The sequence below is a fragment of the Paenilisteria riparia FSL S10-1204 genome (assembly GCF_000525995.1).
Taxonomy (GTDB): Bacteria; Bacillota; Bacilli; order Lactobacillales; family Listeriaceae; genus Listeria_A; species Listeria_A riparia.
On the sequence record NZ_AODL01000005.1, the window covers coordinates 79,875 to 92,384 of the forward strand.

10 protein-coding genes and 1 pseudogene are annotated in these 12,510 nt (G+C 42.9%); all 11 read left to right on the forward strand.

Going from position 1 to position 12,510, the window contains the following annotated elements:
- Window positions 1-45: 45 nt before the first annotated feature.
- Window positions 46-636 (forward strand): transcription factor FapR, encoded by a 591-nt coding sequence (fapR, locus tag PRIP_RS03705; protein ID WP_036099574.1) that lies wholly within the window; start codon window positions 46-48, stop codon window positions 634-636.
- Window positions 633-1,670 carry a phosphate acyltransferase PlsX gene (gene plsX / locus PRIP_RS03710; protein ID WP_036099575.1) on the forward strand — a complete coding sequence of 346 codons (1,038 nt, stop codon included), beginning with the start codon at window positions 633-635 and terminating at the stop codon, window positions 1,668-1,670. Before fapR ends, plsX begins: the two co-directional genes overlap by 4 nt.
- Window positions 1,663-2,607: an ACP S-malonyltransferase gene (gene fabD / locus PRIP_RS03715; protein ID WP_036099576.1), complete on the forward strand. Its 945-nt coding sequence runs from the start codon at window positions 1,663-1,665 to the stop codon at window positions 2,605-2,607. Before plsX ends, fabD begins: the two co-directional genes overlap by 8 nt.
- Window positions 2,607-3,350, forward strand: coding sequence for a 3-oxoacyl-[acyl-carrier-protein] reductase (fabG, locus tag PRIP_RS03720; RefSeq protein WP_036099578.1), 744 nt, complete (start codon window positions 2,607-2,609; stop codon window positions 3,348-3,350). The genes fabD and fabG overlap by 1 nt, the downstream gene beginning before the upstream one ends.
- Before the next feature lie 243 nt (window positions 3,351-3,593).
- Window positions 3,594-3,827 carry an acyl carrier protein gene (locus tag PRIP_RS03725; RefSeq protein ID WP_036085620.1) on the forward strand — a complete coding sequence of 78 codons (234 nt, stop codon included), beginning with the start codon at window positions 3,594-3,596 and terminating at the stop codon, window positions 3,825-3,827.
- A 199-nt stretch (window positions 3,828-4,026) separates the two neighbouring features.
- On the forward strand, window positions 4,027-4,716 hold the full coding sequence (gene rnc / locus PRIP_RS03730) for a ribonuclease III (protein WP_036099580.1): 690 nt from the start codon (window positions 4,027-4,029) through the stop codon (window positions 4,714-4,716).
- Window positions 4,717-4,735: 19 nt separating this feature from the next.
- A pseudogene (smc, locus tag PRIP_RS03735) lies at window positions 4,736-8,297 on the forward strand (chromosome segregation protein SMC).
- 14 nt (window positions 8,298-8,311) lie between these two features.
- A complete protein-coding gene (gene ftsY / locus PRIP_RS03740; RefSeq protein WP_036099582.1) occupies window positions 8,312-9,301 on the forward strand; it encodes a signal recognition particle-docking protein FtsY in 990 nt (329 codons plus the stop codon).
- Window positions 9,302-9,440: 139 nt separating this feature from the next.
- On the forward strand, window positions 9,441-9,773 hold the full coding sequence (locus PRIP_RS03745; RefSeq protein ID WP_036085696.1) for a putative DNA-binding protein: 333 nt from the start codon (window positions 9,441-9,443) through the stop codon (window positions 9,771-9,773).
- 12 nt (window positions 9,774-9,785) lie between these two features.
- Window positions 9,786-11,150, forward strand: a complete 1,365-nt coding sequence (gene ffh / locus PRIP_RS03750) for a signal recognition particle protein (protein WP_036099583.1) — start codon at window positions 9,786-9,788, stop codon at window positions 11,148-11,150.
- A 596-nt stretch (window positions 11,151-11,746) separates the two neighbouring features.
- A partial coding sequence (locus tag PRIP_RS17090) for an Lmo1799 family Asp-Ala repeat surface protein (RefSeq protein ID WP_036099584.1) occupies window positions 11,747-12,510 on the forward strand: 764 nt, incomplete at its 3' end.

A 12,510-nucleotide genomic window follows, 5' to 3' on the forward strand; every position in this document is an offset into this window, starting at 1 on the left:
TAGTATCTGGTATTAAAACAAAGAATGGAAGCGAGAGGAATTCGGATGAAGAAGTACCCTAAAAAAGAAAGGCAGGCACGATTAGTTCAAGCGATTGAAGAGAACCCGTTTATAACCGACGAACAATTGGCTGAAAAGTTTCAAGTTAGTGTCCAAACGGTGCGACTAGACCGCGTTGCATTAGCAATTCCCGAACTACGTGAACGAATCAAACACGTTGCCTCTGAAAACTATGCCGATGCAGTTCGCTCTCTTCCAATCGAAGAAGTTATCGGAGAAATCATTGATATTGAATTAAACAAAGGCGCAATTTCGATTTTTGAAGTTGGACCAGAACACGTTTTTCAACGGAATAAAATTGCCCGTGGACATCATTTGTTTGCCCAAGCGAACTCACTGGCCACCGCGATTATTCCAAACGATTTGGCACTGACTACACAAGCTACCGTACGATTCATTCATTCTGTTAAAGAAGGCGAACGTGTCATTGCCAAAGCCAAAGTGCGCGATCAGCGAGATAGTAGATCGATTACCATAGTAGATGTAAACAGCTACGTCGGCGATGAAGTGGTATTAAAAGGTAAGTTCGAAATGTACCACACGACGGAAAAAAGTAAAAGGACTGAAGTGAAATGAAAATTGCAATAGATGCAATGGGCGGCGACAACGCACCAAAAGAAATCGTATTAGGTGTCATGAAAGCTGCAGCACAATACAAAGATGTAGAATTCCTGCTTTTTGGCGATCAAGTAAAAATCAATGAATACTTGGCTGACAAAACCCGTATCACAGTCGTACATACTGACGAAAAAATCGAAAGTGACGATGAGCCAGTACGTGCCGTAAAACGCAAAAAAAGAGCATCCATGGTTTTGGCAGCACAAGCCGTCAAAGATGGCGAAGCAGACGCATGTATTTCAGCTGGGAATACAGGGGCACTAATGGCTACAGGACTTTTCGTTGTTGGTCGTATCAAAGGTATTGACCGCCCAGCCCTAGCGCCAACACTACCAACCGTAACAGGAAAAGGCTTTGTTATGCTTGATTTAGGCGCTAATTCGGATGCAAAGCCGGAGCATCTACTCCAATTTGGCTTGATGGGTTCGGTTTATGCAGAAAACGTGCGTAAAATCGAGAAACCCCGCGTAGCCCTACTAAACATTGGAACCGAAGAAGCCAAAGGAAACGACCTGACAAAACGTGCTTTTGAACTAATGAAAAATCAGAAAGCATATCATTTTGTCGGTAATGTCGAAGCACGCGACTTAATGATGGACGTAGCAGATGTCATTGTTACAGACGGTTTCACCGGAAATATGGTACTCAAATCTATCGAAGGAACAGCGGGAGCTTTCTTTAGTCTCATGAAAATGAGTCTTTTAAACGGCTTCAAAAATAAAATCGCTGCCTCCTTCCTAAAAAAAGACTTGATGGAACTAAAAGCGAAAATGGATTATAGCGAATACGGCGGAGCTTGTCTTTTCGGCGTCCAAGCCCCAGTCATCAAAGCCCATGGCTCATCCAACGCCAACGGTATTTTTACAACAATTCGCCAAGCACGTGACATGGTTGAAAAACAAGTCGTAGAAACAATTAAGAGCGAAGTGGCAAGCGGTCATTTACGCGCAGAAGCAGAAGAAGCAAATCAAGGAGGAACAAACAATGAGTAAAATTGCATTCGTTTTCCCAGGTCAAGGTTCGCAAAAAGTAGGCATGGGGCAAGATGTAGCAGCAGAATACAAAGAAGCGCAAGCCGTTTACACAGCAGCAGACGCTAAATTAGGTTATGCCATCACAGACATTATTAAGGATGGTCCCATCGAATTATTAACGAAATCCGAAAACGCGCAACCCGCACTTGTATCTACGAGTGTCGCTATTTTGCGCGCTTTAGAAACATTTGGTGTCAAAGCAGATTTTGTCGCAGGGCATAGCTTAGGCGAATATAGTGCGTTAGTTGCAGGTGGCTACTTGACGGCCGAAGACGCTATTCATTTAGTGCATCGTCGCGGTAAGCTAATGGAAGCTGCCGTACCAAATGGCCAAGGTGCCATGGCAGCCGTTTTAGGACTGGACCGCGAAGTATTAGGCGCCATCACAGAAAGCGTTACAGCAGCAGGTGATGACGTGCAACTTGCTAACCTAAACTGTCCAGGTCAAATCGTTATTTCAGGAACAGTAGCAGGCGTTGAAAAAGCTGGCGAACAAGCAAAAGAAACAGGCGCAAAACGTGTCATGCCTCTTGCAGTCAGCGGTCCATTCCACTCCAAACTAATGGTTCCAGCAGCCGAAGATTTTCGTGCAGAGCTAGCACAAGTCACATTCCAAGACGGCGCGATTCCAGTCGTACAAAACGTCGATGCCCAAGCAACAACAGATAAAACAGCGATTCCAGAAAAACTAGTACAACAAATCTATTCGCCGGTTCTATGGGAGGACATTGTTTCCAACCTTATCGAACAAGGGGTAGACACATTTGTAGAAATCGGATCAGGCAAAGTGCTTTCCGGGCTTATTAAAAAAATTAATCGTGACGTAACAATTCTAGCGGCAGGTGACGTTGCTTCTGTTCAAGAAGTAGCCGAACAATTAAAGGAGGCAAAATAATGACGTTAACAGATAGAGTAGCCGTTGTCACAGGTGGATCACGCGGTATCGGGCGCGAAATCGTTATGACACTTGCCAAACAAGGCGCCAAAGTATTTTTTAACTACAATGGTTCTCAAGAAGCCGCTGAAGCAATCGTAAGTGAGATTGTAGCAGCTGGCGGGGAAGCTTCCGCAATGAAGGCAAATGTAGCTGTAGAAGAGGACGTACAAGCACTATTTAAAGAGGCAGTAGACAAATACGGTCGTATTGATATTTTGGTAAACAATGCTGGAATCACGCGCGACAATCTTTTAATGCGCATGAAAGTTGACGAATGGGATGCTGTAATTGACACGAACTTAAAAGGCGTTTTCCTATGCACAAAAGCTGTTTCACGCACGATGATGAAACAACGCTACGGGAAAATTATCAATATTACATCGGTAGTTGGGATTACTGGAAATGCAGGGCAAGCTAACTATGTCGCAAGTAAAGCTGGTGTGATTGGATTAACAAAAACAACTGCTCGTGAATTAGCAACGCGTGGCATCAATGTTAATGCCGTTGCTCCAGGTTTTATCGCAACGGAAATGACTGACGAACTAGATGAAGCAACAAAAGAAGCGATGCTAGCACAAATCCCGCTAGGCAAATACGGTAGCGTGGAAGACGTGGCAAACGCTGTGTTATTCTTGGCTAGCGATGTTTCGTCGTATATGACAGGGCAGACTGTTGCGGTTGACGGCGGCATGACAATGTAGGTAGCGCGAGCGAGAACAACTCATCTTCGTCGTTAAAGCCTGCGCTCCGGTGCTCGGCTTTGCCTAGGATCTAAGCTGTTCTCACTCGCGCTGGTATGGTGACACGGAACTGGAGCTACGTTAAAACATGATTTTTGTGCTTGGATTTTTGTTGGTGGGGTTGGGTTTCTTAGGTTTTTTTAATTAATAGTTTACGAATGCGAAGAAATCCTATATAATACTTGGAGGGAGGTGAAGTAAACAATGGCAGAAGTATTAGAGAAAGTGACTAAGATTATCGTTGACCGTTTAGGCGTTGAAGAATCTAAGGTTACTTTAGAAGCTTCCTTCAAAGACGATCTAGGTGCAGATTCACTAGATGTTGTTGAATTGGTTATGGAACTTGAAGACGAGTTTGGTGTAGAAATTTCTGATGAAGATGCAGAACACATCGGAACAGTTGGGGATGCAGTGAAGTACATAGAAAGTAACGCATAAATCCGACTTGTTTTAATCAAATGAACGAGGGTGTCTAGGTAGCACAGACTGTTTTAGACGGGTTATCCGGTTAAAAATTCTGCGCCCTCCTAGGCATCCTCTTTTTCCACATTAAAGTTTATTTTCTAAGCAGTCTTTTTTAGGTGTTTAGAAAATAAAGCTATGGTGTGTTTCTAAAAAGAAATGGAGGCTTTACGTTATGAATCTTTGGGAAGAATTACAAGAGAGTGTCGGCTTTACTTTTTCGGACATTACGCTATTAAAAACAGCTTTTACACACTCGTCGTATGTCAATGAGCATCGCAAAGAAAAGATTGAGGACAATGAACGTCTGGAGTTTCTGGGGGACGCAGTGCTAGAAGTAACAGTTTCACATTATTTATTCAATAAATTTCCTAATATGGCAGAAGGGCAGATGACAAAAATGCGGGCAGCTATCGTATGCGAACCTTCGCTTGTCGAATTTGCTGAGGTAGTTAATTTTTCGCGCTATGTCCGACTTGGTCGTGGTGAAGAGCGAGCAGGCGGAAGAACTCGTCCAGCACTACTTGCTGATGTATTCGAATCTTTCATTGGCGCATTGTTTCTTGATCAAGGAATAGACAAAGTGGTGCGTTTCCTAGAGCGCATCGTTTTTCCAAAAATTGATGCCGGGTATTTTGAGCAAACCGTGGACTACAAAACACAATTGCAAGAAATTGTGCAAAAAGATCGCGATGTTGTTATTACGTATACGATTCTCGATGAAAAAGGGCCAGCGCACAGCAAAGCGTTCGAAGCAGTCGTGGCAATCAATAACGAGAAACGTGGTGCTGGAAGTGGCAAAACGAAGAAGCAAGCAGAACAAAATGCAGCAAAAAATGCTATCCAAGCAATTCGTAAAAACTAAGCGGTAAAGGAGTCCGGACATGTTATTAAAGAAGCTAGAAATGAATGGCTTTAAATCATTTGCTGATAAGATGGTAATTGATTTTGTGCCGGGCACTACTGCGATTGTAGGGCCAAATGGAAGTGGAAAAAGTAATATTACCGAGGCGATTCGCTGGGTACTTGGTGAACAATCAGCGAAAAGCCTGCGAGGCGGTCGGATGGGTGATGTTATTTTTGCGGGAAGTGATACGCGAAAACCGATTAATTTTGCGGAAGTTTCCTTGATTTTTGAGAATGAAGATCGGTTTTTGCCGCTAGATTATAGTGAAGTGTCGGTAACGCGGCGGATTTTTCGAAATGGGGATAGTGAGTTTTTAATTAATAAACAATCGTGTCGACTGAAAGACATTGTGGATTTGTTTATGGATTCAGGACTTGGGCGCGAATCATTTTCGATTATTAGCAAGGAAAAATTGATGAAATTCTAAATAGTAAACCTGAAGAACGGCGGTCGATTTTTGAAGAAGCGGCGGGCGTGTTGAAATATAAACATCGCAAGAAGCAGGCGGAAAACAAGCTTTTCGAAACCGAGGAGAACTTGAACCGCGTGCAGGATATTTTGTATGAGCTAGAAGGCCAGCTAGAGCCATTAGAAATGCAAGCGAGTGTGGCGAAGGATTATTTGTTTCAACAAGAGGAGCTAGAGAAATTCGAAGTATCGCTACTTGTCGCAGAAATTGACGCCGCAAAAAGAAAAAAATGGCAGTGCAAAAAGCCGATTTCGCGAAGAATGAAGAAATTTTGGCGGGATTGCAAGCAGAAATTAAGCAAGAAGAAACGCAAATCTATACGCAAAAACAAGCGCTGGCAACGATGGACCACGAAATGGAAGTTACGCAGGCCGCTTTGCTTGAAGTCACGGAACGCTTAGAGCAACTGGAAGGGCAACGCAATGTGGCGCTAGAACGCAAGAAGCACAGCAATGAGAACGAGCAAGCCTTACTTGAAAACCTACAGCAGATCGAATTGCGAATGGAAACACTAGAAGCGCAGAAACAGACATTGCTTCAAGAAAAGCTAGAAAAAGAGACAGCGCTTGAAGTTTTCATGAAGGAAAAGAAAGCTCTCGAGGCGAAACTAGCCGAGTATGATAATCTTTCGGAAGAAAAAATCGAGAGCATGAAGAGCGATTATATTGAGCTACGCCACACGCAGACGACGATGCGTAATGATATTGGGTATTTGGAGCGGCAGTTGGCGCAGATGCAGGGACGCTCGGATAAGTTGGATCATGAGAATCAGCAACATATTTCGGAGCGCAATGAGATTATTGCGATGGTGGAGTATTTGACGGAACACGCGACGCAGATGCAGGAGAAGTTGGCGGAGCAAGTAGCGCATTACCAGACGATTCAGCAGGAATTGGCGAAACATGAGGCGATTTTCACGAAGCAGGAACGGGATATGTATCGGCAGTATGAAGCGATTCAGCAAGCGAAGTCACGGAAGGAAACGCTCGCGGAACTGGCGGACGATTACGCTGGATTTTTCCAAGGTGTGCGTGAGGTCCTAAAGGCGAAGAAGAAGCTAAACGGGATTCTAGGCGCGTTTGTTGAGCTGGTGGACATTCCAGAACATTATCAGAAGGCGCTTGAGATAGCGCTCGGTGCGAATGCGCAGCACATTGTCGTACGTGATGACCAAGCGGCGCGCGATGCGATTAGTTATTTGAAACAAACAAGAGCGGGACGGGCGACATTTTTGCCATTGTCGACGATTCAACCTCGTCAAATTCCAGTTGCAACTAAAAACGCATTGGAACAACAGCCGGCCTTCGTGGCACTAGCGAGTGATGTGCTATCGTATGATGCCCAAGTGGAGAACGTTATTTTAAACGCGTTAGGTACGACGATTCTGGCAAAAGATTTAAAGGGCGCGAATATGCTGGCGAAACTTGTCAATTTTCGCTACCGTGTTGTGACATTAGAAGGTGATGTTGTAAATGCTGGCGGTTCGATGACCGGTGGGGCAACAGCGCAAGGCAAGTCGTCCATAATGACGCGAAAACATGAACTAGAGAACTTAAGCAAAACGATTGTCCAGATGACACGAGACGTAGAGCAAACAGAGAAACAATTTGCTAAATTAAAAGCAGAAGTGCAGCAAAAACGCGAGCAGCTAGAAGAAGCACGTTCTGTTGGTGAAACATTGCGCCTTCAAGAAACAGAACTACTTGGTAAAAAAGAACGCGCAGAAGAACGTTTAACGACAGCAAACAAGCAGTTGCAAATTTACGATATGGAAAAAGAAGAAGGCAAGTCCGAAGTCGAACTTTTAACAGAACGAAAAGCGAAGTTGCAACAAGAACTAGCGACACTGGCCATTGAAATTACCGATAAAGACGCACTTATTCAGCAAATGACGGAGCAAAGCAAAGAACAAGAAAATAACCGAGCAAGCGATCAAGAAAGCTACTCGACACTGAAATCACGCGTGGCTGTCAGTCGTGAACAACTGCAAACCGCAGAACAAGCACTGGCAAGCGTCGAAGCCGATATTAGCGAATACTATGTCGAAAAAGAAGCCATCACATCGAAGCTCTCCATGCTAAAAACTAACATCGAGACGGTACATTCTAGCACGGAAGAACTGGCGACAACCATCAACAATGCTCGCGAAGAAAAAGAAACAACGACGACAAACCGCGATCAACTTCGCGAAAAACGTGTGGAATTACAAGAAAGCTTAACTGTTCAAGAAGAAGTTTTACAACAAAAACATAACCAAGCAAGCTTTTATATGGAGCAAAAAACTGCGGCAGAAGTCAGCATGAGTCGCCTAGGCGCAGATGTGGAAAATCGTTTGGACCGCTTATCAGAAGCGTACGTTTTAACTTTTGAAGCGGCTAAAGAACGTGCCATCAATGAAATGGATATCGACCAGGCACGCTCTAAAGTTCGCCTACTAAAACGCTCTATCGATGAACTGGGTGTTGTTAACCTCGGTGCCATCGACGAATTTGAGCGGATTAAAGAACGTTTCGAATTCTTAAACGGCCAACAAGAGGACTTATTAGAGGCTAAGTCCACCTTATTCCAAGTCATGGATGAAATGGACGAGGAAATGAAGAAACGGTTTGAGGAATCTTTCACGGCAATTCAAACGGAGTTCGCGATTGTGTTCCCAGAACTATTTGGCGGTGGACAAGCGCGACTTATCCTTCATAATCCCGAAGAAGTTTTAACGACCGGTGTTGATATTGAAGCACAACCACCAGGCAAGAAACTGCAAAACTTAAGTTTACTTTCCGGCGGAGAACGGGCGCTAACAGCCATCGCCTTGCTATTTGCGATTATTCGTGTTCGCCCGATGCCGTTTTGTATTTTGGACGAAGTGGAGGCAGCGCTTGATGAAGCCAACGTGACACGCTTTAGTCGTTATTTGAAAAAGTTTGAAACCAATATTCAATTTATCGTTATTACTCACCGGAAAGGCACGATGGAAGAAGCAGACGTCTTATACGGTGTAACCATGCAGGAATCAGGTGTTTCCAAACTCGTTTCCGTGCGTTTAGAAGAAACTGCAGAACTAATCAAATAAGGAGTGCAAATCCGATGACATTTTTTAAAAAGATTAAAGATAAGTTAACCCAACAAACGGATGCTGTGACAGAGAAATTCAAAGACGGCTTATCCAAAACGCGTGACAATTTTTCAGGGAAAATGAATGAGCTTGTGGCGCGTTATCGCAAGGTCGACGAAGAGTTTTTTGAAGAGTTGGAAGAGATTCTGATTCAAGCGGATGTTGGTTTTGAAACGGTGATGGAACTTGTTGAGCAGCTTCGTGAGGAAGTGAAATTGCGCAATATCCAAGACCCGAAAGAAGTGCAAGAAGTCATTGTCGAGAAACTGGTAGCGATTTATCAAGGCGAAGACGAGGAACTTCCAGAGTTAAATATGCAATCAGAAGGCCTAACTGTTATTTTGTTCGTTGGTGTTAACGGTGTTGGGAAAACAACAACCATTGGTAAATTAGCACATCATCTTAAATCAGAAGGCAAGAGTGTTTTACTTGCTGCAGGTGATACGTTTCGAGCAGGTGCTATCGACCAATTAGACGTGTGGGGTGAGCGTGTTGGCGTGGACGTAATTAAACAAGCAGAAGGAAGTGATCCTGCTGCAGTGATGTTTGATGCGGTTCAAGCTGCGAAGGCCCGCGGTGTCGATGTACTGCTGTGCGATACAGCTGGACGTTTACAAAATAAAGTCAACCTCATGAATGAGTTAGAAAAAGTAAAACGTGTTATTACCCGCGAAGTTCCAAATGCACCGCACGAAGTATTGCTTGTTTTAGACGCTACAACAGGGCAGAATGCTTTTGTTCAAGCAAAACAATTCAAAGAAGCAACAGATGTGAGTGGTATTGTCTTAACAAAACTAGATGGAACGGCAAAAGGCGGTATTGTGATTGCGATTCGTAATGAACTGCATATTCCGGTTAAATTTGTCGGTCTAGGTGAGAAAATGGATGATTTGCAGGCGTTTGACGCGAATGAATATGTTTACGGGCTGTTCGCTGATGTGATTGATGAGGCGAAAGCTTAAATAGCGAATGGGAAGGCTGAGCCGGAGTGTTTGGCCTTCCTTTTACACATGATTTTTCAGTCTTAAAGCGCTTGACAAGCCTTGTTAATATGCGTATCCTTGAAGGTAACAGCGAACTTGTAGGAAAGGGTGATGTGCGGTGTTTGAGAAGACGACGCGGATGAATTTTTTGATTGATATTTATGAATCGCTCTTAACAGAGAAACAGAAGTCCTATGTTTCGCTTTATTATTTGGAGGATTTGTCGCTTGGCGAGATTGCCGAGGAGTTCGAAGTGAGCAGACAGGCGGTATATGACAACATTAAGCGCACAGAAGCAGTCTTAGAGAATTACGAGACGAAGCTGGGTGTTTTGCAGAAATACCAAGAACGCGAGCAATTGATTGAACAAATCGAACAGCATTTAACGCAACATAAACAATTAGATGATGGAGTAGCAGCACTACTTCAACAACTTAAAAATATGGATTAGGAGGCGACGCATATGGCATTTGAAGGATTAGCCGGCCGCTTACAAGAAACGATGAACAAGATTCGTGGTAAAGGGAAAGTCAATGAAGCCGATGTTAAAGAAATGATGCGTGAAGTACGGCTTGCATTATTAGAAGCCGATGTTAACTTTAAAGTAGTCAAACAATTTATTAAAACGGTGAGCGAGCGTGCGGTTGGCAGTGAGGTTATGAAGAGCCTAACACCAGGTCAACAAGTCATTAAAATCGTGCAAGAAGAACTAACAACATTGATGGGTGGCGAAGAAAGTAAGATCGCTGTAGCCGACAAACCACCAACTGTTGTCATGATGGTAGGTCTCCAAGGTGCTGGTAAAACAACCACAACCGGAAAACTAGCCAATTTACTACGCAAGAAGTACAATCGTAAACCACTTCTTGTTGCTGCGGATATTTATCGTCCTGCCGCAATCAAGCAGTTAGAAACACTAGGTAAGCAACTGGACATGCCAGTTTTTTCATTGGGAGATCAAGTAAGCCCAGTGGAAATTGCCAAACAAGCAATCGCAAAAGCAAGGGAAGACCATCTGGACTATGTTTTAATTGATACAGCAGGCCGTTTGCATATTGATACAGAGCTAATGGACGAATTGGTTGCTGTGAAAGAAATCTCTAGTCCATCTGAAATTCTGCTCGTTGTCGATTCGATGACGGGGCAAGATGCTGTCAATGTGGCAGAAAGCTTCAATAATCAACTCGATATTACGGGTGTTGTCCTAACGAAATTAGATGGCGATACACGTGGTGGTGCAGCACTTTCCATCCGTTCCGTTACGGAAAAACCAATTAAGTTCGTCGGTATGGGAGAGAAAATGGAGGCGCTAGAAAGCTTCCACCCAGATCGCATGGCTTCTCGTATTCTTGGAATGGGCGATGTATTATCACTTATCGAGAAAGCACAAGTGACCGTTGATGAAGACAAAGCGCGCGAGCTAGAACAAAAAGTAAAAGATATGTCGATGACGCTGGATGATTTCCTAGAGCAACTACAACAAGTTCGCCAAATGGGACCACTTGATGAACTGCTTAAAATGATGCCTGGCGCTAACAAAATGAAGGGATTAGACAGCATGCAAGTTGACGAGAAGCAGCTAACGCATATCGAGGCTATCATCAAATCGATGACCAAAGCTGAGAAAGACCATCCTGATATTATTAACGCCAATCGCCGTAAGCGTATTGCTCGTGGCTCTGGACGCCCTATTCAAGAAGTAAACCGTTTATTAAAACAGTTTAACGAAATGAAGAAAATGATGAAGCAAATGTCTGGAATGGGTGGAACTGGAAAAGGTAAGAAAAAACGTGGTGGCGGATTTGGTAATTTCAAACTGCCATTCTAATAAAATATATAAATAAAACCGATAAAAATGCGTGGTATGTGCCATGCTTTTTTATCGGTTTTTATTGTGTATTTTTTCTCAATTAGTTATATATTACCTTTTTATAAAAAAGAGGTTTGTAAATTAATAAACAAGAAAGTCGTTGATATAAGCTGTGATTTATATACATAAAATAATAACATGGCATCTATATGTTGATGTTATGTCATTAAATGAACCTTTTTAGGCCTATTTTAGCTATTTTATCAATTTTTCTTGGAATTATATTCAAATGTATTTGCTTTTATCTTTTTTGGATAATTGATTGCGGTATTGGGTATAGTAGATTCGTGCGCCTAATGACGTATATTTTAGGTATACTTACGACTAATTGCTATATCGTATTTTATTTAATGATATAGAAAAAAGTTTTTGTTTAGGTGTATAATTGTCATTATATTCTTTTTTTATGAAGGAAGGTGATGTAAAAAACAGAATTTAAGAATATTTGGAATTTTGAAGGGATGTATCGTTAGTCGTCAATTGAAAAGGAAGGGTAAACTTGTTGGATATTAATTTCAGCTCGGTCTAACCGATGCTTGAGGGGGAAAATAATAATGGGAAAACAACAGGTGGATTATAAGCGTAGAATGAATTGGAAATATAATCAAAAGGCGAAGGTTATAACAACGCTTTTTGCAGCGGCAACGATTGTGGCTTCACCAGTGACAATTCAGTATAGTAATGCTGAGCGGGGATTTGAAATTGGTGGATCACGTGTAGATGCGGCTTCTGTTAGCTTACTAGGTTCAACGCAATTAAATGCTAGTTATGTAAATGGGAAACTGGTGCTAACACTCACAGGGAAGCAGTTAGCGAATCTTAGTGTTATCAATCATTACTATCCATATTTTAAATTACCAGATGAGCTAACTTATCTTTTAACAAATCCAGCCTTAAAAGCGAATACGACTCTTAGTTATAAGATTCCGTATCTCTCTGGTTTGCAAACGAAGTATGATGAAGGGTTCATTACTGGAAGTGCTCTGAAAGTTGATACTGCGAAAAAAGCGATTGGTGCGGATGTTTCACAACTTTTACGCTTATCTATTCTTGGGACAACAACATTTACATTGACGATTGACTTAGCTGCTTTGGGATTAACTCAGTTACCAGGGGGTATAGGTGATAATGATTTAGATTTCTATGCTCGTGTTGGGGATAGTCTATTGGATATCGATTTGTTGGCTAGTAATTCAGCGTTTACGGCGTTGCCATCTATGGAGGATACGGATGCCGACGCCGATGCCGACGCGGATGCCGACGCGGATGCTGACGCTGACGCGGATGCCGATGCTGACGCTGATGCCGACGCGGATGC

Coding starts and splice junctions, on each gene's coding strand:
- fapR (WP_036099574.1), top strand. CDS start 46: ATGAAGAAGTACCCTAAAAAAGAAAGGCAGGCACGATTAGTTCAAGCG.
- plsX (WP_036099575.1), top strand. CDS start 633: ATGAAAATTGCAATAGATGCAATGGGCGGCGACAACGCACCAAAAGAA.
- fabD (WP_036099576.1), top strand. CDS start 1,663: ATGAGTAAAATTGCATTCGTTTTCCCAGGTCAAGGTTCGCAAAAAGTA.
- fabG (WP_036099578.1), top strand. CDS start 2,607: ATGACGTTAACAGATAGAGTAGCCGTTGTCACAGGTGGATCACGCGGT.
- PRIP_RS03725 (WP_036085620.1), top strand. CDS start 3,594: ATGGCAGAAGTATTAGAGAAAGTGACTAAGATTATCGTTGACCGTTTA.
- rnc (WP_036099580.1), top strand. CDS start 4,027: ATGAATCTTTGGGAAGAATTACAAGAGAGTGTCGGCTTTACTTTTTCG.
- ftsY (WP_036099582.1), top strand. CDS start 8,312: ATGACATTTTTTAAAAAGATTAAAGATAAGTTAACCCAACAAACGGAT.
- ffh (WP_036099583.1), top strand. CDS start 9,786: ATGGCATTTGAAGGATTAGCCGGCCGCTTACAAGAAACGATGAACAAG.